This window comes from Streptomyces sp. NRRL B-1347 (genome assembly GCF_000720325.1).
GTDB lineage: Bacteria > Actinomycetota > Actinomycetes > Streptomycetales > Streptomycetaceae > Streptomyces.
In genome coordinates this window covers 105449-129704 of the sequence record NZ_JOJM01000005.1, presented here as the reverse complement: position 1 = coordinate 129704, position 24256 = coordinate 105449, and the positions used below count along the sequence as shown (strand labels likewise).

The window sequence follows — 24256 nt, the reverse complement described above, 5'->3', positions numbered from 1 at the left end:
AATCCGTCCCAAAAGACTGTTGACACCACAAAGGCGCCCGGCGGAGGGTACCGCTGCACGGCTTGTCATGTTCTTGTCCACACCCTTCAGGCAAGAGGTGAGCCTTGTTCCTCCGTCGTACACGTCGTAGAAGTACGCGCGGCGCCAGAGCGCGCCGTCTCCCGGCCCGCCGCCTCGGTCTCCTCGCGGCGCTCCTGGGACTCACCGCCTCCGCCCTCGCCGTCGGCCCCGCCCGGGCGACCCCCGAGCCCACAGGCCGCCCTCCCCTCGTCCAGCCCATCGACCCGCAGCGCTGGCAGAACCCCGACGACATGACGTGGGCCGACCACCGGTCCGTGCCCGGCACCGACTGGGCCAACCCGGATCTCAAGCCCACCAAGCGCACCTTCAAGGGCGCCCTGGTGCTCCTGGACTACCCCGACGAGGAGTTCACGGTCAGCAAACCGGCGGGATCCAGCCTCTTCGGCAACCCGCAGCCGAGCGCCGCCAACGTTCCGCGCGCCCAACTGCCCGCGTTCTACCGCGACTTCCTCAACAAGCCCGGCGCACTCAACCGCGGCCACACCATCAACGAGTACTGGATGGAGGACTCCGGCGGCCGCATCGGCGTCGACCTGACGTCCTTCGGCGTCTACCGCATGCCGTACAAGTCCTTCCAGTACGGCATCGAGCCGCAGATGAACCCGGGCGCGTGCCCGCGCGGCAGCAGCTGCGGCAAGGACATCCGCGCCGACGGCAAGGCCGCCTGGACCGCCGACGTGGGCGGCGGCGAGACCGCCAAGTACGACTTCGTCTTCTTCCTCACCGCCGGGCAGGACGAGTCGTCCGTGTGGCAGGAGTTCGGGCAGATGAAGTTCGCCTCGCCGCAGAGCGTGCCGTCGGCGTGGGGCCCGCCCGCGCCCATCGCCACCGGCGACAACTCCGCGAGCACCCGCTACGTGCCGTGGACGTCCTGGGCGGCCGCGGCCCGCATCTGGCCGAACGCGACGGCCGGTTCGTCCACACAGGCCGAGAGCTCCGGGATGGGCGTGTACGCGCACGAGCTCAGCCACATCCTGGGGATCGGCGACAACTACAACAACCCGTACGGCAAGCCGCTGCGCCGCGCCTACACCGGCATCTGGAGCATGCTCTCGCGCGGCTCCTTCAACGGCCCCGGAGGCCCGCACACCCGCTGGCAGATACCGTCCACCCAGGGCGGCTCGATGGGCTCCCAGCACATCCTGCGCGACAAGCTCAAGCTCGGCATCGTCGACGAGAAGAACGTGCTGCGCCTGGACCGCGACGCGCTCAAGGGCTCCGGCACCGTCGTGGCCCGCGTGACCGCCCGCTCCGCCCCGCCCGGCGCGAAGGGGCTCAGCGGCGTCAACATCACCATGAACCGCGACCTGTCGCCCGCCTGCGACACCGCCACCGATCCCCTGTGCGACGGCGGCGGCTACCAGAACTACACCGTCGAGGTCGTCGACCGCATGGGCATGGACTCCTTCACGCCGGACAACGGCGTGCTCCTGTCCAAGACGAAGAACGAGGACCGGGCCCCGTTCGCCTGGGTGGTCGACGCGCACCCCGAGGACATCGACATGGTGGACTTCAAGCGCCCCGACGGCACCCTGCAGAAGATCACCATGGGCGACTACCGGCAGCTCAGCGACGCCCTGCTGCACGCCGGTGCCGACTCGGGCAGCGAGTACGAGTACGTCGACCGGGCCAACCGGCTGCACTTCTACGTCCTCGACCTGGAGCGCACCCCGAGCGGCGTCCTCTCGTACACGATCGCCGTCAAGTCCCTCGACGGCGCGGGCCCGCAGCGCCGGGGCGTGGCGCTCGACCGGGGGTACGCCAAGGGCAGTGCCGAGCGCCGGGCCGTGTGCTCCTTCGACCTGGCCAACACCGGGCGCGGAGCGCCGTCGGATCCGGGGCACCCCGAGGACGTGGACCGCTATCTGCGCTCCGACGTCTACCGCCTGTCCGCCGAGGCGTCCGGCCGCGGCTGGTCCGCCTGGCTGCCCAACCGCCTGGCCACCGCGAGGTCGGGCCAGTCCGTCGAGGTCGACGTCGCCGTGAGCGCGCGGCGCGACGCCGACCGGCACGGCCGGGTGGTGCTCACCGCCCGCTCGGAGAGCGATCCGGGCAAGTCCGCACGGGCCGTCTGCAAGGTGCGCAAGGGCGGTCACCACTAGGGACACCGCCCTGGGCGCCGCCGTGGAGGCGGGCCCTGTGCCGCGACACGGCGGCCCCCGCACCGGATCGGCGTCCGGCGCGGGGGCCGCTCGCGCGACGTCAGTTCAGCGGGGCCTTCGGAGGCGTGCCGTAGAAGGTGATGCGGGGCCAGCCGCGCTTCGCCGCGACCTCGTTGAGGGCTTCCGCGATCTCCGCGGGCGAGATGTCGTACTGGGCGGGCGACTCCTCGGTCTTCACCTTGAAGGTCATGGTCAGCTCGGCGTAGCCCGTGGCGTGCTGGACGCGGCCGCTGAACTCCGTGCCGGGCGTGAACTCGACCGCCGCCGCCTGCGCCTTCTCGGCGGTCTCAGCGGTCTCTGCGGTCTTCGCCGCCTTGCCGTCCTGCGCCTGCGCCGTACCGGCCGAGGCGAGCACCGCGCCCGCCGCGGCCGAACCCGAGTAGCCAAGGACCGACCGTCTGGAGACTCCGGACATGTTTCCCCTCCTGGTTGTTGCGGCCTCTCCCCTGGAGGCCCGCGGTGATCATAAGGAACGCGGCGGGCCCGTGGGGCGGAACAAGATCGTCCATATGAACGCGGTCCCGCGCCCGGCCCACCACGGCCCGAAAGCCCGCTCCCACCGCGGCCCCGCACCCGCCCCACCGAACCGTCGGAGAACGGCCGATCCCCCGCGTTGACAGGTACACCACACACCCCTACGGTGCCCCCACCCAACAGGAAAGCTTCCTGCCTGCCAGGGCCATCAGCTCCCCCCACTCCCCCTGGAGGACACCGTGTCACCCACCCGACGCCACCCGTCCCGGACCCTGGGCGCCCTGGTGGCCGCGGCCACCGCCGCGACGCTCTGCGCCGGCCTGACCACGGCCGACGCCGCCACCGATGCCGAGCCGGGCACCCCCGACCCCGGCACCGTGACGACCCTCGCCAGCGGCCTGGACGTGCCGTGGGGCCTGACGTTCCTGCCGGACGGCGCCGCGCTCGTCACCGAGCGCAACACCTTCAACGTCTACCGCCTGACGAAGACGGGCCAGAAGACGCTCCTCGGCAAGGTGCCCTACTCCCAGACCACCGGCCTCGAAGGCGGCCTGATGGGCCTGGAGATCTCGCCGACCTTCGCCACCGACCACTACCTGTACTTCCTGCACACCTCGACCGACGGCAACCGCATCGCCCGGATGACGCTGGAGAACAACACCCTCACCGGCTACACGGTGCTCCTCGGCGGCATGACCAAGAACCGCGCCCACAACGGCGGACGGCTGCGCTTCGGCCCCGACGGCAAGCTGTACGCGGGCATGGGCGACGCGCAGAACGGCGCGCTCGCGCAGAACAGGAACTCCCTCAACGGCAAGATCCTGCGCATCAACCCCGACGGCACGATCCCCGCCGACAACCCCTTCGGCAACGCCGTCTGGTCGCTGGGCCACCGCAACCCGCAGGGCCTCGACTTCGACTCCCAGGGCCGCCTGTGGCAGGCCGAGTTCGGCAACAACGTCATGGACGAGGTCAACCTGGTCCAGAAGGGCGGCAACTACGGCTGGCCCAACTGCGAGGGCACCAGCGGCAGCTGCGCGGGATCGATCCCGCCGAAGAAGACCTGGCCGGTGGCCTCCGGCTCGCCCAGCGGCCTGACCATCATCAACGACCACGTCTTCGTCGCCACCACCCGGGGCCAGCGGATGTACCGGATGCGCATCGACGCGAGCTCCGGCCTGGCCGACCAGCGGACGTACTTCCAGGGCACGTACAACCGGCTGCGCACCGTCGAGGTCGACCCCCAGGGCGACATCTGGCTGACCACGTCCATCGACCGGGACGGCGCACCGGGCAACGACCGGATCCTGCTGATCGACGTCGTGTACTCGGGCGGCTCCGCGCGCCGGTGAGGCACCGGCCCCGCCGCGCCCCATGAAGCGCAGAAGGGGCGCATCCCGGAACCGAAACCGGGATACGCCCCTTCGTGGGGTGCTCCGCGCGGGCGCTACTTGCCCATCGGCGACACGGCGATGCAGCCCGCCACGACGTTCTCGCCGGAGGCCTCCTTGATGACCTTGCCCTTGTAGATCACCTTGCAGGTCAGGTCGGATCCGGTCGGGTCCGTGGAGATCGGCACGACGGTGGGCGGCATGATCCCGCGCAGCGTCACCGTCTTCTTCCACGGCAGCTCCGGCTTGGCGGCCTTCTCCAGCTTGGGGTTGGCGGCGGAACCCGCACCGGCGGCGAACTCGATCTCGTCGACGCTCTTGCCGGAGACCTCGTAGGTCACCTCGTACTTCTCGTTGACGGCCTTGTCGACGGCGTCGACGGCCTTCTTCTCGGCCTCGGAGCAGGCTCCCAGGGTCAGCGCGAGACCGGCGGCGGCGAGCGCGCACACGGCGGTGCGGATGCTTCTCTTCATGTGCGCAGACAACAGTAAAGAGCACGCAAAGTCAATCTGTGACCGTACGGTTTCCCCAGCTCAGAGCGGGGCCGGAGCACGGCGGGCGGGGCGCCTCTAGCGCTGCGGCGCCGGGAACGCCACCGGGCTGCGCAGCCCGGCCCTGTTCACCGCGCGCACGCCGAAGAACACGTTGTCCTTGGACAGGTCGACGGTGTGGCGGGTGGCGTCGCCCACGCGGACCGCGTGCGTCCACTCCGGCGCGGTCGTCTCGCGCCACACGACCTCGTAGCCGGCCAGGTCCGGCTCGCCGCCCCGCTCCCAGACCAGCTCCGTCGCGTTGGTCAGGGCCGTGGTCACGATCTTCGCGCCGCGCGGTGTGCCCGGGGCCTGGGCCAGGCTCCACAGGGCGGCGGCGTTGACGCGGGCGACCCGCCCGACGAACGGGAAGTCGCAGAACTCGGGCAGGTCCCCGTACTGCTTGCCGTCGACGACCCGCACGTCCTGGTGCTGGTGGGCGTAGTCCTCCGCGGGCTCGGTGAACCGGGCCGCCGGGTAGGCGCGTTCGAGGAACGGGATGTGGTCGCCGCCGCGCAGATAGCGGTCGCGGCGGTAGATCACGCGGACCTTCATGCCGGTGACCTCGGGATCGGCGACCTCGCGGACGAAGCGGGCGAGCTGGCGCGAGGGAGAGTCGTTCTCGCCGCCGACGGAGCGCCGGACGTCGGCCTCCTGCGGCGTCTCGGAGGTGGGGACGCCCTCGGCGAAGAGCCGGATGGTGTGCGGGTCGCGGCTGCCGTCGTCGGCGGTGGAGCTGCCCACGATGTCGTTGGTGAACATCCCTTGTACGTCGGCCCGTTGGTCCTTGTAGCTCTGGGCGAGGTGGGCGGCGCCGTAGAGGCCCTGCTCCTCTCCCGCCACGGCGGCGAACACCAGGGTCGCCCCCGTGCGCCGGGTCGCGAGGACGCGGGCCAGCTCCATGACCACGGCGACCCCGGAGGCGTCGTCGTCGGCGCCCGGGGCGTCGCTGGTGTGGTCCATGGGGTCGCTGACGCGGGAGTCGTAGTGCCCGGAGACGACGTAGAGGCGGTCGGGGGACGTCGTGCCCCGCAGGGTGGCGACGACGTTGGAGATCCGGGTCGGGGTCGGGATGCGCGGGCCGGGCTGCTGCACGTACGACTGGAGGTCGACGGTCATGCGGCCGCCGGACGCACGGGCGTACTCCCGCATGCGGGCGAGGATCCAGTCGCGTGCGGCGCCGATGCCGCGTTCCGGGTCGTCCTGGGCGGAGAGGGTGTGCCGGGTGCCGAAGGCGACCAGGCGGCGTACGGTCGCTTCGACGCGGCGGTGGTCGATCTCCCGCAGCAGGGCGCGCAGTTCGCGCGAGGGGGGTCGCGGGGCGAGCCGGGTGCGCTCGTTCGCGGCGGCCGGGCCCGCGACCTGGACGGTGGCGGCGGCCGCGGTGGCGGCGGCGCCGGTGAGGAGGGTGCGCCGAGGGGTGCCCTTCGGATTCGCCATGAGCCCATGGTCATGCACGCATCAACCAGCCCGCAAGACGCGCACCGCCCCGGAGTCGGCCCCTCGGCCCGGCCGCGAGTGTCAGCGCTTGCGCGCCACGCCCCCGAAGTCGTCGACCTCCGCGGGCAGTCGGTCCCCGCTCGGCTCGGGGCGCCAGCGCGAGACGGACACCAGGCCCGGCTCCAGGAGTTCCAGGCCGTCGAAGAAGCGGGCGAGCTCCTCGGGGCTGCGGTTGACGCGCGGGTTGTCGCTCGCCTCGTTCCACTGCTCGATCATCTCGCGCATGCGCCGGGGGTCGAGCACCTCGGTGTCGTCGCACAGGACCAGGTAGCTGCCGGAGGGCAGGGCGTCGACCAGGCGGCCCACGATGGCGTAGACGGAGTCGTCGGTGATGTGCGCGGTGATCCCGAGCAGCATCAGGGCGACGGGCCGCGTGAGGTCCAGGGTCTTGGCGGCCTGCTCCAGGATCGCGTCCGGGTCGCGCAGGTCGGCGTCGATGTAGCCCGTGGCGCCCTCCGGGGTGCTGGTGAGCAGCGCCTCGGCGTGGGTGAGCACGATCGGGTCGTGGTCGACGTAGACGATCCGCGCGTCGGGGGCGAGGCGCTGGGCGACCTCGTGGGTGTTGTCGGCGGTGGGCAGGCCCGTGCCGACGTCGAGGAACTGGCGGATGCCCGCCTCGTCGACGAGGTGGCTCACGGCGCGCACGAGGAAGTGCCGCTGGGCGCGCGCGATCTCGATGATCCCCGGGTTGGCCGCCCGGATCTGGTCACCCACCTGCCGGTCGACCTCGTAGCAGTCCTTGCCGCCCAGCCAGTAGTTCCAGATGCGGGCGGAGTGCGGCACATTGCTGTTGATCAGCGTGGGGTCGTACGACATGAGGGCCCTCCCGGGGTCGACCGCTGCGGAGCTTAACGCAGCTCTCGGCGGCGGTCGGCGCCGGATACGGCCACCGCGGCGGCGGACCGGCCGGGCACCCGAGCGGGGGCACCGGCCTCCCTCACCCGCTGGGCACGGCCCCCTGGCGCTCCGTGCCGCCGGGGTGCCGACGACTCATCGGGGAGCGCTAGCCGTTCCGCACCAGTTACTCACTGATTGCCCCGTTCCGCGCCTTGTGTGAGGCTCGCTCTTGGCACGACGCGTCCCGCAGGGCCTGAGGAGGCACCGCCATGACAGTGCGCACACCGGAGACCAGCACGGCACCGGACACGGGCGAGCGCGGTCCAGGGCCGGTGCGGGTGCGGCTCACCGTCAACGGCGTCGGGCGGACCGTCGAGATCGAGCCGCGGGTGAGCCTGCTGGGCGCGCTGCGCGACGGCCTCCGGCTGACCGGCGCCAAGCGCGGCTGCGACCAGGGCACCTGCGGCGCCTGCACCGTCCAGGTGGACGGACGCCGCGTGCTCGCCTGCCTGACCCTCGCGATCACCTGCGAGGACGCCGAGGTCACCACCGTCGAGGGCCTGGCCACGCCCAACGGCACCGGGGACGGCCGACTCCACCCGATGCAGGAGGAGTTCATCCGGCACGACGCCTTCCAGTGCGGCTACTGCACGCCCGGCCAGATCATGTCGGCCATCGGCTGCGTCCAGGAGGGACACGCCACGGACGACGCCGACATCAAGGAGTGGATGAGCGGCAACATCTGCCGCTGCGCCGCCTACCCGAACATCCGGGCGGCCGTCCGCGCGGCCCGGACGCGGACCTGAGACCGAGAGCCCGAGGAGTCGAGCGGCCATGCGCCCCATCAGCTATCTGCGCCCCGAAGGCACCCGGGACGGCATCGAGAGCGCTCTGCGCGCCGTCACCACCGACCCCGGCAGCCACTTCCTCGCGGGCGGCACCACCGAGGTCGACCTGCTGCGCCAGCACGTCCTGTCCCCGCACCGGCTCGTCGACATCAACCGGCTGCCGCTGGCCGGGATCGAGGAGCTGCCCGACGGCGGGCTCAGGATCGGCGCGCTCACCCGCATGAGCGAGGTCGCCGCGGCACCCGCCGTGCGCCGCCGCTTCCCGTTCGTCGCGCGGGCGCTCGAACTCGGCGCCTCCGCGCAGCTGCGCCACATGGCGTCCATGGGCGGCAACATGATGCAGAAGGTCCGCTGCGGCTACTACCGGGACGCCGAGTCCCCCTGCAACAAGCGCCTGCCGGGCAGCGGCTGCCCCGCCATCGGCGGCATCAGCCGCACCCACGCGGTCCTCGGCACCAGCGAGCACTGCATCGCCACCCACCCCTCCGACGTGGCGGTGCCCCTCGCGGCGCTGGACGCCCGCGTCCACACCCGCACCCTGGACGGCGGGCACACGTACGACACCGACGCGTTCTTCCTGGAGCCGGGCGACACCCCCGATCGCGAACACCCGCTCGCGCACGGCGAGTTGATCACGGCGATCGAGGTGCCCGCGCTGCCGATGGCCGAGCGTTCGCTGTACCTCAAGGTCCGCGACCGGGAGTCGTACGAGTTCGCGCTGGTGTCGGTCGCCGCCGCGATCGACGTCGACGACGAGGTGGTCAAGGGCGTGCGGATCGCGCTCGGCGGCGTCGGCACCCGGCCCTGGCGGGCCCGGCGCGCGGAGGACGCGCTGACCGGCGCCCCCGCCACGACGCAGAGCTTCGACCTCGCGGCGCGGGCCGAGCTCGGCGCCGCCCGCACCACCCCGATGAACGCCTTCAAGCCCGAGCTCGCCCGCCGCACCCTGGTCCGGGCGCTGGAGACGCTCACCCGTGACGGGAGCAAGCGATGACCACGACCGCACCGCGGCCGACCGCGCACGACGGCCCGGTCGGCCGCCCCCTGGACCGCGTCGACGGCCACGCCAAGGTGACCGGCGCCGCCCGCTACGCCGCCGAGGTCCCGCTGCCCGGCCTCACGCACGCCGTGCTCGTCGGCGCACGGGTCGCCCACGGCCGCATCACCTCCCTCGACACCACGGAGGCGGAGCGGGCCACCGGCGTCCTCGCCGTCCTGACCCACCAGAACCTCGGGAAGATCGCCACCCAGCCCCCGCTGCTCCCGTCGCTCGCCGGGTCCGTGGCCCCCGGCGAGACCTTCTTCCCGATGCAGAGCGACGAGATCCACTACGCGGGCCAGCACGTCGCGCTGGTCGTCGCCGACACCTACGAACGCGCGCTGCACGCCTCCCGCCTGGTGGGGGTCACCTACGCCGACGAGCCGTCCGTCACCGTCATCGACCAGGGCCGCGACCAGGCGTACGAACCGGACGCCGTCTTCGCGGGGTTCGTGCCGGGCCGTTCGGAGCGCGGCGACGTGGCCGCCGCCCTCGACGCGGCCGCCGTCACGGTGGACCGCACGTACGCCTTCGCGGCCAACCACCACAACCCCATCGAGACCTCGGCCACCACCGCGTACTGGGAGGGCGACCGGCTCACGCTGCACGACGCCACGCAGGGCGTCACCGCCACCCAGCACACCGTGGCCGCGCTCCTCGGCATCCCGCACACCCGCATCCGCGTCGTCGGCCACTACACGGGCGGCAGCTTCGGCGCCAAGGCCTTGGTCTGGCACCATCCGGCCCTCGCGGCGCTCGCCGCCCGCGCGGTGGGCCGCCCGGTGCGGCTCGCCCTCACCCGCGAGCAGATGTTCTTCGGCTGCGGGCACCGCGAGGAGCAGGAGCAGCGGCTCACACTCGGCGCCGACGCCGAGGGCCGCCTGGTGGCGCTCCGGCACCACAAGCTGTCGCCGACCTCGCCCTTCGACCACTGGGCCGAGCCGTCGCTCGGCGTCGCCGGGCAGATGTACGCGTGCCCGAACTACGAGGGCGTCTACCGGCTGATCCGCGCCAACACGATGACACCGACGTTCATGCGCTGCCCCGGCGAGGCGACCGGCCTGTTCGCCCTGGAGGCCGCCATGGACGAGCTCGCCGAGCGGCTCGGCCTCGACCCGCTGGAGCTGCGCCTGCGCAACTGCTCCGACTCCGACCCGGCGTCCGGCCGCCCCTGGAGCAGCAGCGGCCTGCGCGAGTGCCTGCGGCGGGGCGCCGACCGCATCGGCTGGGAGCGCAGGTCCGCTCCCCCGGCCCGGGACGGCCACTGGCTGATCGGCCTCGGCATGGCCGCGAGCGCGTATCCGGTGTACGGGCCGTACAACCCGCAGCGCGCCCGGGCCCGCGTGTACGCCGACGGCACCGCCGTCGTCCAGGCGGCCGTCACCGACATCGGCACCGGCGTCCTCACCGCGATGACGCAGGTCGCCGCGGAGGCGCTGGGCCTGCCGGTGGAGCGGTGCCGCTTCGAGGGCGGGGACACCGACCTCCCCAACGTCGCCGCCGCCGTGGGCTCCTCGGGCGCGGGCATGGTCAGCGCCGCCGTGCACACCGCCGCGAGCGCGCTGCGCGACCAGCTCGTCGCCCGCGCGGTCGCCGACGAGGGCTCCCCGCTGCACGGCGCGGACCCCGCCGACATCGTGGTCCGCGACGGCCGGATGGTCCTGCGCTCCTCGACCGGGACCGGCGAGGACTACGCCGAGCTGCTCCAGCGCCAGTTCCTGCCCGACCTGGAGGCGACCGGGTCGTGGGGGCCGCCGCCGCCCGACGCGCCGTTCGCCTCGATGACGTTCGGCGCGCAGTTCGCCGAGGTCGCCGTCGACCCCGTGCTCGGTCTGATCCGCGTGCGCCGCCTCGCCGGTGCCTTCGCGCCGGGCCGCGTGCTCAACGCCAAGACCGCCCGCAGCCAGCTGATGGGCGGCATGATCTGGGGGCTGAGCCAGGCCCTCCTGGAGGCCACGCACATGGAGCCCGGCACCGGCCGCTGGGCGAACGCGAGCCTCGGCGAGTACCTGGTGCCGGTGAACGCCGACGCGCCCGACGTGGACGTCGACTTCGTCGAGGTGGAGGACGCCGTCGTCAACCCGCTCGGCGTCAAGGGAGTCGGCGAGGTCGGCCAGGCGGGCGTGGCCCCGGCCATCGCCAACGCCGTCCACCACGCCACGGGACGACGGATGCGCAAGCTGCCCATCACGATCGAGGACGTCATCTCCTAGCCGGGGCGGCGGCACATTCCTGGCTCAACTACGTCCTCACGAAACGCATGAGTGACAGGTGCAATGTCCTTGTACGTGCGGAGCGTTGGAATCCGCACCCACGAGGAGGAGACGCACCATGGCAGCGGAGGCACACGGCACGGCTCCCACCCCCGACGAGGTCGGGGCGATGTACGACCAGTACGGCGACCTGCTGGCGCACCTGCTCGGTTCGAGCGCCGTGCACATCGGCATGTACGTGCCGCACGGCACGCGCACCCCCGTGACCACCCTGGTCGACATGGCCGACGTCGCGCAGGACCGGCAGACCGAATACCTCATCGACACCTTCGACCCGGTGCCGGGCACCCGCGTGCTCGACATCGGCTGCGGCACCGGCGCGCCCGCGCTGCGCCTGGCGGAGCGCACCGGCTGCCACGTCAAGGGCATCACGGTGAGCCGGACCCAGCTGGCCCGGTGCCAGGAGCGGCGCGCGGACCATCCGGCCGCGGACCGCGTGCAGTTCGCCTACGGCAACGCCATGGCCCTGGAACACACCGACGCGTCGTTCGACGCCGTCTGGTCGATCGACTGCGTGCCGCACCTGTCCGACCGCGCCCTCGGGCTGCGGGAGGCCGCGCGCGTGCTGAAGCCCGGCGGCCGCTTCCTGCTGACCGAGTTCACGGTGCGCGGCACGCCCACCGAGGCGGAGATGTCCGCGTACACCACGCTGTGGGCGTGTCCGCCGCTGCGGCCCTTCGCCGCGCTGATCGACGAGATCGACGCGGCCGGGTTCCAGGTGGAGCGGGTGCAGGACATGACCACCAACGCCGTGCTGTGCGGCGAGCTGATGGGCGCGCTGTACCAGGACAGGCGCGAGGAGATCGAGCAGCGGTTCGGCAAGGAGGCGCTCACCCACACCGACCCGCTGATCGGCCCGTTCCGCTCCTTCACCCGCCGGCACACGGGCTACCACGTGCTGGTGCTCCGCAAGCCGGCGGGCTGAGGCCACCGACGGATCAGGCCGCGTCGGCCGCCGCCTCGATGAGGTCGGTGACCGGGACCGGCTGGGAGGCGAGCGACGCGTGGCTGGCGTCGAGTTCGATGGTCTTGCGCGGGTTCATGCGCTGGGCCATGCGGCGCTCGTTGTCCGGGTGGATCATGCGGTCGGCGGTGGAGACCTGGTACCAGCTCGGCTTGGCCCGCCAGGCCGGGGCGGTGATCGTGTCGCCGAACGTCGAGCCGAGCGGCGCCTTCTGCGTGACGGCCATGACGAACGCCTCGTCGGGCGTGAGGTCCTGGGCGAAGCTCTCGTGGAAGGCGTCCTGTTTGATCCACAGGTAGCCGTCGGAGTCCGGGGCGATGTTGTCGAAGGCGGCCGGGGGCTTCTCCTGGCTGATCTGTCCCGGGCTCTCCCCGGCGTCCGGGGCGAACGCCGCGATGTAGACGAGCGCGGCGACGTTCGGCAGGTCGCCCGCCTCCGTGATGACCGCGCCGCCGTAGGAGTGGCCCACGAGGACCACCGGTCGTTCGATCTGCTGGAGCATCTTGCGGGTGCGCTCGGCGTCGTCGGCGAGGGAGGTCAGCGGGTTCTCCACCGCGTGCAGGTCGTCGAAGCCGCGCTTCTTCAGTTCCACGATGACGTTCGTCCAGTGGGCGGCGCCGCCCCAGAATCCGTGCACCAGAACAACGGCCGGTTTGCCTGCCATGGCGATTCCACCTGTTCGTTCCACGACCCCCCGGTGAGTGATGTGCGCTCTCACGCTATGCAGGCCGGGTGCGGACCGCGACCGGAGACGCGGCGCACGGTTTCAGCCGCGGGCGGCGGTCAGCTCGTCGAAGGCCGCGAGCAGGTGCAGGAAGGGCGCCTCGCCCCACGCGGCCACCGCGAGGGCCGCCGCGAGCACCGCCGTGCCGTGCGCGCCTGCGGTCCCGTCCTGCCAGGAGGTACGCAGCTCCGCGTCGTCCCGGCTCGCCCAGGCCCGGACCGCCCGGGTGGCGGCCGGCACCTGGTGGGGCGGGCCCGCGGCGGCGATCCGGTCGGCGGTGCGGACCACGTCGGCCGGGGTCAGGGTGTGCGGCCCCGCCAGGAGGGCGCCGACGACGAGGCGCAGGACGTCACCGGTGACGGACGGCAGCTGGGCCCGCACGGCCGGGTCCGTGGTGGCGAGGGCGGCGGCGACCGTCGCGGAATCACCGCGGGCGTAGGCGCGGACCAGTGCGATGCCTCTGCGCGTCGCTTCCCGGCCCGCCGGTTCGGCGGGTTCGGTGTGCGGCCGGGTCCGGTCGGCCGCCATGAGTGCCCCGTGGGGACCGTGCGGTGCGGGGTACGCGGTCATGCCCCGGCTCCTTTCGCGAGACGTGACCCGATCCTCCGACCTCAAGTGCGGTTGAAGTCAAGCCCGGTGGACGGGGGCCGCGTCGGACGGGTCACGGGGGCTTGAGGCCGAGGCCGTCGTCGACGCCCACGCGCCCGAGCTCGGCGCGGGCCGCCATGCCGAACTTCCGGAGTACGTCGGCCACGTGGCGATGGACTGTACGAGGGCTGAGCAGGAGGTGGGCCGCGATCTCGCGGTCGGTGAGGCCTTCGGCGGCCAGGCGGGCCACGTACCGCTCGCGCGGCGTGAGCACCGGTTCGCCGCCCGGTGCCGGATCCGGCCGTGCGATCCGCTCTCCGGCCTGCTCCTGTTCGGCCCGAACGCGTTCGAGCAGGGGCGTGGCACCGAGGCGGCGGCAGATGTCGGCCGCGGCGGCGAGCTGCGCGCGGGCGTCCGTACGCCGCCGGTTCCGGCGCAGCCACGCGCCGTACAGCAGGCGCGTACGGGCGTGGTCGTACGGGCGCCCGGCCGTGTCGGAGGCGTCGAGGGCCCGGCGGAAGAGCACGCCGGCCTCGGCGCGGTCGGCGGTGAGGAGCGCGGCGGTGCGGTCGGCGGCGGCCCGTGCGCAGGCGGCGCCGGTGCGGTCGGCCCAGGCCCGCAGGGTCCGCAGGGCGGCTCGCGCGTCGGCCCGCGCACCGGTGCGGAGCGCCGCCTCCGCGGTGTCGGGGGCGGCGAGCAGCGCGACGGTGGGGTGCGCGGCGGCGTGGCCGGGCTCGGTGAGGCGGTGCAGCCACTCCAGGGCCTCGGCGTCCCGGCCCGCGCACAGGGCGGTCTGGCCGCGGATCCAGTACGCGGCGGCGGTCAGGTCGCGCATGCCGCGGGGCACCGCGTGCTCCAGGACGCGGTCGGTGAGCGCGGTGACGGATGGCTCGTGGCCGCGCAGCGCGGCCAGCCAGGCGAGCGGGACGCGGCACTGGGCCGCGGCGTGGTCGGCGCCGGTCTCCTCGGCGACGCGCAGGGCCTCGGTGGCGTCGGCGGTCGCCTCGGCCCAGTGGCCGCGTACGAGGTGGAGGGTCGCGGTCTGCGGGGCGGTGCGCACCAGCGCGCCGGTGGTGTCGGTCGCGCGCAGTTCGGTGCGCCTGGTGCGGAGGGCGTCGGCGAGGGCGGACTCCGCGCCCCGCGCCACGGCGAGCGGGGCGGGCGGGAGCAGCTGCCAGTCGCCGGCGTCGAGCCGGGCGACGGCTTCGCCGGTGAGCGGCACGGCGGCGGACGTCTCGCGCTCGGTGTCCCACCACTGTTCCACCGCGGGCAGCAGCGCGGCCTCGGGCAGGTCGCCGTCGGTGGCGAGGCCCTCCAGGACGCGCAGCGCCTCGGCCTGCCGGTCGCCCGACCCCCCGGACCAGGCCGCCCGTACGGCCACGCAGGCCAGTTCGACGGCGCGGCCCCGGTCGGCGACGGCGCGCAGGTCCCTCAGGAGCAGCCGGTGCGCGCTCTCCTGGTCGCCGTGGGCGTGGGTGATGAGGCCGCGCAGGCCGCCGCTGATCCCGGCCACGACCTCCTCGGACGCGCACCGCTCGGCCTGGTCGAGCAGGTCGCGGGCGGCGGGGACCTGTCCGGCGTCCCAGGCGGACCGGGCGGCGAGGGCGAGGCGTCGGCCCTTGGCGTGCGGGGCGGCGGACAGCTCGGCGGCCCGGCGCAGGGCGCGGACGGCCGAGGCGTGGCCGCCGCGCCGCCTGGCCTGCCGGGCGCAGTCCTCCAGCTGGGCCGCGACCGTGTCGTCGGGGCCTTCGGCGGCGGCCGCGCGGTGCCAGGCGCGCGGTTCGGCGCGGCCCTCGCCGGTCGGGACGTCCGCGAGGGCGCGGTGGGCCCGGCGGCGCTCCGCGGGCGGGGCGTGGTCGTAGACGACGGTGCGGACCAGGGGCACGCGGAAGCGGACGTGGTCGCCTTCGGCGTGCAGCAGTCCGGAGCGCAGGGCCTCCTGCCAGTCAGGTTCGCTGACGCCGAGCGCGGCGGCGGCGTCGCGGACGGCACGGCGGTCCCCGCGGTCCTCGGCGGCGGCGACCAGGAGCAGCGTGCGGGTGGGTGCGGCGAGCCGTGCGACACGCGCGGCGACGGCCTGGCGCAGCCGCGGCCCGACACCCGGTGGCGTCGTGTCGGAGTCGGGCGGCTCGCGCAGGGCGAGGGGGTTGCCGTCCGCGGCGCGCAGGGTGCGGCGGACGGTCTCGTCGTCGGCGTCCGGGGCGGCGTCGCGCACGACGGCTTCGGCCGCGGTGTCGTCGAGTCCGCCGATCTCCAGGACGGTGCCGCCGTCCCAGGGGCCGCCCGGCGCGGGCGCCGCATGGCCGACGGCCAGGAACAGGGCGACCGGTTCGTCGTACAGGCGGCGGGCGACGAAGGCGAGGCACGCGGCGGTCGGCTCGTCGAGCCACTGGGCGTCGTCGACGGCGATCAGGAGGGGCTGGTCCGTGGCGAGTTCGGACAGCAGCGTGAGGGTGGCGACGCCGATGAGGAAGCGGTCGGGACGCGCACCGCCACCGCCGAGCGCCGCGCGCAGGGCCGCCGCCTGCGGTGCGGGCAACGCGTGGATCCGGTCGGCCACCGGCCGCAGCAGCGCGTGCAGCGCGGCGAAGGCCAGCGGGGCCTCCGCGCGCCGGCCCCGACAGGCCAGTGCGGTGAATCCGGTGGCCGTGGCGGCGGCGTGCTCAAGGAGGGCTGTCTTTCCGATGCCGGGGTCCCCCCACAGCACGAGTGTCGCGCCGGTGCCTTCGCGCGCCTCTCGCAGGACACGGGCGAACGCGGCCTTCTCGTAGTGCCGTCCGTGCACGTTCATGTGGTCGAGATCCTAGGGCAGACGAGGTCCGTCCTGACAAAGAGTCTTGCTCTTGCCCTTCTACGGATTGTGTTCGACCGGTTCCTTTCCGTCGACGCGTCGCGCCCCGTACGCCGACGCGCCCCGGAACCGTTCGGGACGGTTCCGGAGCGCGGGACGGGAGCGGTAGGGGCGCGGGGCTAGGCCTGCGTCTCCTCCGCCGCCACCGGCTTCGGGATCAGGAAGGAGGTCACGAAGGCCGCCGCGATGAGGACGACTCCGGCGATCATGCCGGCCGAGTAGCCCGCGACCGAGGTCTTGTCCGCCGGTGCGGCCGCGGTCTGCACGGCGAACAGGACGGCGAAGCTCAGGCCCGCGCCCAGGTTGAACGCGCCCGCGTTCAGGCCGGGCAGGACGCCGGGGTTCTCCTTCGGGGAGAGGACGATGCCGAGGCCGTTGAGGACGATGTTGGCGACGCCCGCGTACGTGATGCCGATGAGGACCGACGAGACGAGCAGCAGCGGGCGCGAGTCGGCCTGGAGCGTGACGAGCATCAGGGCGACCGTCGCGGCCGAGCCGACGAGACCGAAGCGCAGCACCTTGCCGTAGCCGAGGGTGGCGGCGAGGCGGCCCGAGAGGGGGCCCATGGCCAGGCCCGCGAGGGCGTAGGGGGTCAGGGTCCACCAGGCGGACTGCTCGGCGGTCATGCCGAATCCGGCGTCCGCGTTCTGCGCGAAGGCGGGGATCATGCCGTTCATGACGGCGAAGACACCGGTCATGGTGAGCACGGTCGTCAGGAGCAGGGCCCAGGTGGAGCGCTGCCGCAGGTGCCGGGTCGCCACCAGCGGGTGGCTGCTGCGCTCCTCGGCGCGCCAGAACACGGCGAAGGCGGCCGCGGCGACGACGGCGAGGCCCGCCACGAGCGGCCAGTTGGCGTCGCCGAGCTTCCCCGCCTCGTTGAGGGCGATCAGGGCCGCGCCGACGGAGACGACCAGGATGGCCACGCCGGGCCAGTCCATGCGGGTCTCGGCGGCGTTGTCCGCGGTCGACTCGGGGGTGAGCACGGCGACCAGGACGGCGGCGAGCCCTGCGACGACGGCCATCACCCAGAACACCGACTGGAAGCCGTAGTGGTCGGCGAGCGAGCCGCCCGCGATGGAGTCGACGCCCGCGATGCCGCCGTTGACGGCGGTGATGACGCCGAGCAGGGTGCCGTACCGCTTGGGCTCGTGGACCTCGTTGCGCAGCATGATCAGGCAGAGCGGGACCGTCGGCCCCGACACGCCCTGGATGACGCGGCCCGCGAACAGCATCGGCACGCTCTGCGCGAGCGCGGCCACGACGCAGCCCACCGCCATCAGGACCATCATCGCGGCGAGCACCCTGCGGCGGCCGATGAGGTCGCCCAGGCGCGGCAGGAACAGCGAGAACAGCGCGGCGGAGGTGAAGAACGCCGTCTGCGTCAGGCCGACCTCGGCGGTGGTCGCGTCGAGGGAGTCCTCGACGTTCTGCAGCGCCGGGCTGAGCATGCTCGCGTTCAGCTGGAAGGCGAAGCACGCCACGAGGAGGGCGGTGACGAGGACCCAGATCCGGACCGGGCGGCGGCCCGGCGCCGTCGTCGGGGCGGGCTCGGTGGAGGAGGCGTTCACGCGGGCACCTCGCCGATGCGCTCCAGGGCGTCGACGACGAGGTCCCAGAACCGGCCGTGGTCCAGGTCGACGGCGACCTGGGTGCGGCAGTCGGCGGGGGCGGGCGCGCGGAAGTCGGCCACGGTCATGCCCAGGGTGAGGGTGCCGGTCAGCTCGATGTCCACGGGGGCCTTGCGCACCGTCATGACGCTGGGGTCGATGACGTACGCGACCGCGCACGGGTCGTGCACCGGCGGGTGCTCGAAGCCCTGCTCCCGCAGGTACATGGTGCCGAAGAAGTCCAGGAGTTCGCCCACGAACGCGGCGGGCTTCGTGCCCACGGCGGCGATGCGCGCGACGACGTCGGGGGTGGCGAGCGCCTGGTGCGTCAGATCGAGGCCGACCATGGTGACGGGCCAGCGCTCGTTGAAGACGATGTGCGCGGCCTCGGGGTCGATCTTGATGTTGAACTCGGCGACGGCGCTCCAGTTGCCGGTGTGGTAGCCGCCACCCATGAGGACGACCTCACGGACGCGCTCGGCGATGCGGGGCTCCTTGCGCACGGCCAGGGCGATGTTGGTCAGACCGGCCGTCGGGACGATCGTGATCTCGCCGGGCTCGTGGGACATCACCGTGTCGATGATGAGGTCGACGGCGTGGCGGCGGTCCAGCTCCAGGGTCGGCTCGGGCAGGACGGGGCCGTCCAGGCCGCTCTCGCCGTGGATCGACTCGGCGACCTCGACCTCGCGCACCAGGGGACGGGGGCAGCCCGCCGCGAAGGGCACGCCGGTGATGTCGGCGATGCGGGCCACCGACAGGGCGTTGCGGGTGACCTTCTCCAGGGTCTGGTTGCCGACGACGGTGGTGACCGCGACCAGTTCGACGTCCGGGTTGCCGTGGGCCAGCAGCATGGCGATCGCGTCGTCATGCCCTGGGTCACAGTCGAGGATGATCTTTCTGGCCATCGCGGAACCTCTTTGTTCGGCTGAGGTGACGCTGGCGGGCGTCACCTCGGGAAAACGTTCTCCGAAGACTTTGTGCACGGGTGCGCATTATGTCAACGATCCGGAGTACTCCGTTCATGCTCCCGTGCGCCGCCTCTGACCTGGTGATACGTCAGGCCTGTCCAGGACGGCCCACCGTCCCGCCGGGCTCTGGTGCCCCTGGGTGATTCCGGCGGCCGTTGATAACGTTCTCCGAAAGTGCCGAAAGGGGTGGGCGGGCGTGGCCGACGTGACGCTCCGGGACGTGGCACGGGCCTCCGGCTGCTCCGTCGCCACCGTCTCGCGGGTCCTGGCCGGGACCAGGCCCGTGGGCGCCGACACCGCCCGCCGCGTCCGGGCGGCCGCGGCGAGCCTCGACTACCGGCCCAACCACGCGGCCCGCGCCCTGCGCAGCCGCGCCACCGGCGCGGTCGGCCTCGTCCTGCCGCAGATCACCAACCCCTTCTACCCGGCCCTGGTCCGCGAACTCACCCACGCGCTGCACGCCGACGGCCGCGCCGTGCTCCTTGCCGACTGCGACGACGACCCCGTGGCGGAGGCGGAGCGCATCGACGACCTGCTCAGCCGCCGTGTCGACGCCCTCCTGGTGATCCCTGCCGACGAGCGGCGCAGCCGGGACGCGGTGGCCGCGGCGGCGGCCCGGGTGCCGCTGGTCCTCCTGGACCGCCGGTGCGGCCCCGGCGTCGCCGACTCCGTGGCCGTCGACAACGCCACCGGCATGGCGCTCGTCCTGGACCACCTCGCGGCCACCGGGCGCCGACGGCTCTGCTTCGTCGGCGCGCACGGCACGGCGTCGGCGGCCGCCGAGCGGCGCGCGGCCTACGCCGCCGGGTCCGGCGCGCTCGACCCCGGGGCGCCGGAGCGGGTGGCGCTCGGCGACTTCTCCGTGGCGTGGGGCCGGGCCGCCGTCGACGCGCTGGGCGAGACCCGCCCTGACGCCGTGGTCTGCGCGAACGACCTCATCGCGATCGGCGTGCTCCAGCGGTTGCAGGAGCTGGGCGCACACGTGCCCGGCGAGGTCGCCGTCACGGGTTTCGACGACATCCCGATGGCGGAGCTCGCGGCCCCCGGCATCACCACGGTCCGCCAGCCGGTCGCCGAACTGGCCGCCGAGGCGACGCGGTTGCTCGCCCACCGCCTCGGCGCCGAAGGCGCCGGACCGCAGCGGGCGATACGGCTTGCACCGGAGCTGGTGGTACGGGGCTCCAGCGGCGCGCCCCGGCAGGGCCGCGCGGGCAGCTGAGCCCGCACGCCCGTGCGCGTGCCCCGGGCCACGGCCGTGGCGCCGCACGTTCGGGCGTATGCGGGGTCACGGGCGTTGCGGCCCGCGGCGGGGTCCGGGAAATTGACCTCATGTCGGCCCGGCCGTCGCCGAGGCCGCCGCACCCGCCGCTGAGGAGCCGCCATGCCCGGAGCAGACGCCGTGCCCGGGGCAGACGTCGAGCCCGGAGCGGACGCCGAGCCGGAGGTGCTGATCGTCGGCGGCGGGCCCGTCGGGCTCACCGCCCGCGCACTGCTCGCGCGCTGGGGAGTGCGGACGGCCCTGGTCGAGAAGCGCACCGGCCTTTCGCCCTTCCCTCGGTCCCGGCTCGTGAACGTGCGCTCGATGGAGATCTACCGCCTGCTCGGTCTCGCCGCGTCCGTCACGGACCGGGCGTTCGCGCCCGAGTACGGTCGCATCCGCTTCCGCGACACCCTGTACGACCGCGACTTCGCCACGGCGGGAATGGTCGGGGTCAACGGCCCTGTGCCCGAGAGCCCCGTGACCGGCGTGCTCACCTCGCAGGACCGGCTGGAACCCGTCCTGCTGGCGGCGGCTGACGCGCCGGTGCGGTTCGGGGCCGAACTCGTCGACCTGGTGGAGGAGGCCGAGGGCGTCGTGGCCGAGCTCGCCGGCCGCGGCGGTGAGCGGACGCGGGTCCGCGCCCGGTACGTCCTCGCCGCCGACGGCGCGCACTCCACCCTGCGACCGCTCCTCGGCATCGGCACCACGGGGCCCGGAGCACTGGGGAGCTTCACCACCGTCGTGTTCGACGCCGACCTCAGCCGCTGGTGCGCCCGCCAGCCCGCCGGGGTGTACTTCACCGCGCACGGGTCCTTCGGCCCGGTCCACCCCGAGGGGGGCTGGCTGTGGTTCGGCCTCACACCGGACGACGCCGCGGACGCCGACTGGCCCGGCCTCGTCTCCCGTGCCCTCGGCCCGCAGGCCGAGGTGCGGCCCGAGGTGCTGCGGGTGCAGCACTGGGTGATGAACGCGTTCGTCGCCGAGCGCTTCCGGCACGGCCGGGTGCTGCTCGTCGGCGACGCCGCGCACGCGCTGCCCATCACCGGCGGCCTGGGCATGAACACCGGCGTCGCCGACGTGCACAACCTCTGCTGGAAGCTGGCGGGCGTCCTGCGCGGCTGGGCGGGACCGGGCCTGCTGGACACGTACGGGACGGAACGGCTGCCCGTCGCCCACCAGACCCTCGGCCAGGCGGTGGCCAACACCCAGCTGATGGTCCAGGTGCAGAGTCGGCGGCACGAGCAGCTCCGCTCCGGCGAAGCGACACCGGATCCGGTCGAACTCCCTTGGTCTGAGCGGTACTTCGCCCAGCTTGGCCTCGTGCTCGGGGCCGCCTACCGCTCCGCCGCCGTACTCACCGAGGCCCCCACCGCGCCCGAGCCGACCGGGCCTTCCGAGCCGCCGGTTCCACCGGATTCACCAGATTCACCGGACTCACCGGATTCACCGGAGGCGGGCACGGACTACGTCCCCACCCCGAAGCCGGGCCATCGCATGCCCCACCTCTGGCTCGCCCCGGACCGCTCCACGCTCGACGCCTTCGGCGAGTGGTTCACCTTGCTCACCCCGGACCCCGCCCGGTGGGAGCGCCTTCCCGCCGCGCCATGGCCGCTGCGCGTCGAGGCCCTCACTCCTGAGCAGGCCGATGTCTGTGAACTGGGCCCGCACGGAGCCCTGCTCGTCCGGCCCGACGGCCACATCGCCGCCCGCTGGCACGACGCCCCGCCGAGCGACGCCGCGCTGCGCCGCGCCCTCGCGGCGGTCACCGGCTCGGCGGCCGACTGACAGCCCCCGCTCCCCCACGCGATTCCGCCGCCGGACGGCGCCATCACGCCAATGTCCGCTGTCCGGGCGGCCGCACGGTACTTCCGCGTCGTTCGTCCGTTGTCCCCGGCGACGATCACCGCCCGCCCCGCTGTGCCTGGGCGGGCGGTGCCACGCGCGAGAAGGGACACCACCGCCGCATGACCACGCACCGCCTGGGCCGGACGGCCGCCGTACTGGCCGCCGCCGTCACCCTGTCCACGGCCACGACCGGGCTCACCGCGTACGCCGCCGACCACTCCGACAAGACGGGCAAGCACGCCACCGCCACCGCGCACGGCGGCGCGGCGCAGCGCGACGACGAGGACGGCTGGGAGCGCGACGGACTGCGCCTGGACGCCGCGGACAACCGGAAGGTCGACGCGTACGTCGCCCGCGCCCGCGCGGCGGAGCCGTCGATCAGCCGCGACGTCCGGACCGCCGCCGCCCTCAGCCGGGCCGAGCTCATCGGCTTCGACCACCGCCTCAAGTCGCCCGACTCCCTCAAGCGGAAGGTCGCCACGGACCTCAAGGAGCACCCGGAGCGGAACGTCGACGACGCCCTGGCGCGCCTGAGCGACGCGGTGCGCTACACCCTCCAGTGGCCCGACGGCGACTACGTCACCGGTGTCACCATCGCCTCGGAGGTGCTGTCCGCCTGGGGCAACGACAGCACGAAGTGGTCCAATACCTGGGGCCGCGCGAAGGGCTACAAGGGGCTCAACTCGGGCTGGCGCGCGCCCGGTTCACGGCAGCTGTTCGAGGTGCAGTTCCACACCCCGGCGAGCAAGTACGCCCAGGAGGAGACGCACAAGCTGTACGAGGAGCTGCGGCTTCCCTCCACCAGCCCCGAGCGCAAGAAGGAGCTCCAGGAACAGCAGGACGCGATCTTCGCCGCGGTGCCCGTCCCGGACGGCGCTCCCGCCCTCGCCGCGCCCGGCCTCCCGGCGGCTCTGGCACCGGCAGCCTGACAACCGGCTCGCAGCCCCGGCCGCCCGGCCGGGGCTGCCGCCCTCAGCTCCCCCGCGCCGCCCGCTCCAGGATCTCCGCGACCACGTCCGACTTGGCGTCGGCGTAGTTCTGCGTGTACGCCCAGGTGCGGGCGGCGAGTCGCTGTTTGGTGCGAGCGTACAGGTCCCGGTCGTCCGGATGCGCGCGCAGCCAGTCACGGAACAGCAGCATGCGCGTCACTTCCGGGCAGCCGCTCGGGAACACGTGCAGATTCGCCGATTCGGCGCCAGGTCCCAGGTCCTGTTTGCGCAGCACGCGGTGTTCGAACCACTCGGGTTCCCGGATGGCGAGCCGGAATCCGAGCCGCTCAAGGGCCGGTACGTACGCCGCCTCGTCGCCGGGCTCGGGCACGGTGAGCACCATGTCAACGACCGGCTTGGCGGTGAGCCCCGGCACCGAGGTGGACCCCGCGTGCTCGATTTCGTGCCGCACCCCGCCGAGCGCGTCCCGGATCCCCGCCGCCTCCCGGGCGAAGGCCTCGGCCCAGCGCGGGTCGTACGCCCTGAGCGTCACCTGCCCGTCGAGCCGCGGCGCCGCCCCGACCGCGGCCGCCTCGATCTCCTCGGCACTCATCGGCACGCGCGTCTGCTCGTCGTCCTGACGCTCGTGGCTCTCCTGGCCTGGCATGGGCGGCTCCCGGTCGGGGGGGGATGGACTCCCCCCACCCAAGGCGGAGACCGTTCCACCGTCAAGCACGTTTGCCTGTGCGGCACCGAGGGCGTGCGGGTTCAGTCCCGCAGGACGACCAGGACGAACGCGGCGGAGAGGGCGCCGAGGGCGACCGCCGCGACGCCTCGTGCGAAGCGGTGGTCGCGCAGCACGGGCAGGAGTGGGTCGGCGGCGACGCGGCCCGGTCCGGTGAGGGCCAGGGCCACGGCGGCGGTCAGCAGGACCAGGTCGTACTCGACGCCCTCGGGGGCGAAGAAGCCGCCGCCCCACTTGGTGGCGATGGCGTTGAGCATGATGCCGAGGATGCCCGCGCCCGCGAGCGGGGTGAGCAGGCCGATGGCGAGGCCCAGGCCGCAGCAGGTCTCGGTGAGGGCGGCGACCCAGGCCATCACCTTGGCGGCCTTGTAGCCGTCCGCGGCGAAGTGGTCGGCGGTGCCGTTCAGGCCACCGCCGTCGAACCAGCCGAACAGCTTCTGCGAGCCGTGCCCGGCCATGGTCAGCCCGACGGTGACGCGCAGGAGCAGAAGGCCGAGGTCGATGCCGGGCTGGAGGGCGGGAGCGCCGGAGTCGGCCCGGTGCGGGACGGCCGGGCCCGGGGCGGCCAGGCCTTCGGAGGGGGCGGGGGGACGGGAAGAGTACGAAGACATGCTGGATCTCTCCTTGGTGCGGAGCGAA

20 protein-coding genes are annotated in these 24256 nt (G+C 73.7%); 9 read left to right on the top strand and 11 right to left on the bottom strand.

All coding sequences use genetic code 11. The features are described 5' to 3' along the window. Nucleotides 1–104 precede the first annotated feature (104 nt). The gene (locus tag IG74_RS0107980; RefSeq protein ID WP_030671897.1) at nt 105–2183 is read left to right on the top strand and encodes a M6 family metalloprotease domain-containing protein; all 2079 of its coding nucleotides are present in this window, start codon (nt 105–107) and stop codon (nt 2181–2183) included. A 100-nt stretch (nt 2184–2283) separates the two neighbouring features. Here the strand turns inward: IG74_RS0107980 and IG74_RS0107975 are convergent, their stop codons facing one another. Further along, nucleotides 2284–2658: a hypothetical protein gene (locus IG74_RS0107975; protein WP_030671894.1), complete on the bottom strand. Its 375-nt coding sequence runs from the start codon at nt 2656–2658 to the stop codon at nt 2284–2286. Between the two features lie 298 nt (nt 2659–2956). Here IG74_RS0107975 and IG74_RS0107970 point away from each other — a divergent pair, with 298 nt between their 5' ends. Further along, complete coding sequence (locus IG74_RS0107970; RefSeq protein ID WP_234334268.1) at nt 2957–4069, top strand: PQQ-dependent sugar dehydrogenase; 1113 nt, start codon at nt 2957–2959, stop codon at nt 4067–4069. Nucleotides 4070–4164: 95 nt separating this feature from the next. Here IG74_RS0107970 and IG74_RS0107965 read toward each other — a convergent pair whose 3' ends face one another. From IG74_RS0107965 to IG74_RS0107955, 3 genes are all read right to left on the bottom strand, one after another. Next, entirely contained in the window at nt 4165–4581 is a 417-nt protein-coding gene (locus IG74_RS0107965) for an MmpS family transport accessory protein (protein ID WP_030671889.1), read from the bottom strand. A gap of 96 nt (nt 4582–4677) precedes the next feature. Continuing rightward, the gene (locus tag IG74_RS0107960; RefSeq protein ID WP_030671887.1) at nt 4678–6078 is read right to left on the bottom strand and encodes a M28 family metallopeptidase; all 1401 of its coding nucleotides are present in this window, start codon (nt 6076–6078) and stop codon (nt 4678–4680) included. Between the two features lie 81 nt (nt 6079–6159). Next, nucleotides 6160–6954, bottom strand: a complete 795-nt coding sequence (locus IG74_RS0107955) for an SAM-dependent methyltransferase (RefSeq protein ID WP_030671885.1) — start codon at nt 6952–6954, stop codon at nt 6160–6162. A 290-nt stretch (nt 6955–7244) separates the two neighbouring features. On the opposite strand from IG74_RS0107955, the gene IG74_RS0107950 reads away from it, so the two are divergent. The 4 genes from IG74_RS0107950 (at nt 7245) to IG74_RS0107935 (ending at nt 12060) form a co-directional block, all read left to right on the top strand. After that, nucleotides 7245–7781: a (2Fe-2S)-binding protein gene (locus IG74_RS0107950; protein WP_030671883.1), complete on the top strand. Its 537-nt coding sequence runs from the start codon at nt 7245–7247 to the stop codon at nt 7779–7781. 28 nt (nt 7782–7809) lie between these two features. Next, complete coding sequence (locus IG74_RS0107945; RefSeq protein WP_030671881.1) at nt 7810–8817, top strand: FAD binding domain-containing protein; 1008 nt, start codon at nt 7810–7812, stop codon at nt 8815–8817. Beyond that, nucleotides 8814–11075, top strand: a complete 2262-nt coding sequence (locus tag IG74_RS0107940; protein WP_030671879.1) for a xanthine dehydrogenase family protein molybdopterin-binding subunit — start codon at nt 8814–8816, stop codon at nt 11073–11075. Before IG74_RS0107945 ends, IG74_RS0107940 begins: the two co-directional genes overlap by 4 nt. Nucleotides 11076–11193: 118 nt before the next feature. Continuing rightward, complete coding sequence (locus IG74_RS0107935; RefSeq protein WP_030671876.1) at nt 11194–12060, top strand: SAM-dependent methyltransferase; 867 nt, start codon at nt 11194–11196, stop codon at nt 12058–12060. Between the two features lie 13 nt (nt 12061–12073). On the opposite strand, the gene IG74_RS0107930 is transcribed toward IG74_RS0107935, so the two are convergent. The 5 genes from IG74_RS0107930 to IG74_RS0107910 all read right to left on the bottom strand — a co-directional run bounded on the left by IG74_RS0107930 (nt 12074) and on the right by IG74_RS0107910 (nt 18774). Further along, the gene (locus IG74_RS0107930; protein WP_030671873.1) at nt 12074–12763 is read right to left on the bottom strand and encodes an alpha/beta hydrolase; all 690 of its coding nucleotides are present in this window, start codon (nt 12761–12763) and stop codon (nt 12074–12076) included. 102 nt (nt 12764–12865) lie between these two features. Next, on the bottom strand, nt 12866–13393 hold the full coding sequence (locus tag IG74_RS0107925) for a hypothetical protein (protein WP_030671870.1): 528 nt from the start codon (nt 13391–13393) through the stop codon (nt 12866–12868). Nucleotides 13394–13484: 91 nt separating this feature from the next. Further along, the gene (locus tag IG74_RS0107920) at nt 13485–16202 is read right to left on the bottom strand and encodes an AAA family ATPase (RefSeq protein WP_030671867.1); all 2718 of its coding nucleotides are present in this window, start codon (nt 16200–16202) and stop codon (nt 13485–13487) included. Nucleotides 16203–16381: 179 nt separating this feature from the next. Further along, nucleotides 16382–17830: an MFS transporter gene (locus IG74_RS0107915; protein WP_030671864.1), complete on the bottom strand. Its 1449-nt coding sequence runs from the start codon at nt 17828–17830 to the stop codon at nt 16382–16384. Then, a complete protein-coding gene (locus IG74_RS0107910; RefSeq protein ID WP_030671861.1) occupies nt 17827–18774 on the bottom strand; it encodes a nucleoside hydrolase in 948 nt (315 codons plus the stop codon). Before IG74_RS0107910 ends, IG74_RS0107915 begins: the two co-directional genes overlap by 4 nt. Before the next feature lie 259 nt (nt 18775–19033). Between IG74_RS0107910 and IG74_RS0107905 the strand changes: the two genes are divergently transcribed. The 3 genes from IG74_RS0107905 (at nt 19034) to IG74_RS0107895 (ending at nt 22872) form a co-directional block, all read left to right on the top strand. Further along, nucleotides 19034–20056 carry a LacI family DNA-binding transcriptional regulator gene (locus tag IG74_RS0107905; RefSeq protein WP_030671858.1) on the top strand — a complete coding sequence of 341 codons (1023 nt, stop codon included), beginning with the start codon at nt 19034–19036 and terminating at the stop codon, nt 20054–20056. A gap of 162 nt (nt 20057–20218) precedes the next feature. After that, a complete protein-coding gene (locus IG74_RS0107900) occupies nt 20219–21883 on the top strand; it encodes an FAD-dependent monooxygenase (RefSeq protein ID WP_051854687.1) in 1665 nt (554 codons plus the stop codon). A 179-nt stretch (nt 21884–22062) separates the two neighbouring features. After that, nucleotides 22063–22872 carry an ATP nucleotide 3'-pyrophosphokinase gene (locus IG74_RS0107895; RefSeq protein ID WP_030671854.1) on the top strand — a complete coding sequence of 270 codons (810 nt, stop codon included), beginning with the start codon at nt 22063–22065 and terminating at the stop codon, nt 22870–22872. Nucleotides 22873–22915: 43 nt separating this feature from the next. On the opposite strand, the gene IG74_RS0107890 is transcribed toward IG74_RS0107895, so the two are convergent. Further along, nucleotides 22916–23539 (bottom strand): GrpB family protein, encoded by a 624-nt coding sequence (locus IG74_RS0107890; protein ID WP_030671852.1) that lies wholly within the window; start codon nt 23537–23539, stop codon nt 22916–22918. Between the two features lie 101 nt (nt 23540–23640). Continuing rightward, the gene (locus IG74_RS0107885) at nt 23641–24228 is read right to left on the bottom strand and encodes a DoxX family protein (RefSeq protein ID WP_030671848.1); all 588 of its coding nucleotides are present in this window, start codon (nt 24226–24228) and stop codon (nt 23641–23643) included. Nucleotides 24229–24256: the final 28 nt, after the last annotated feature.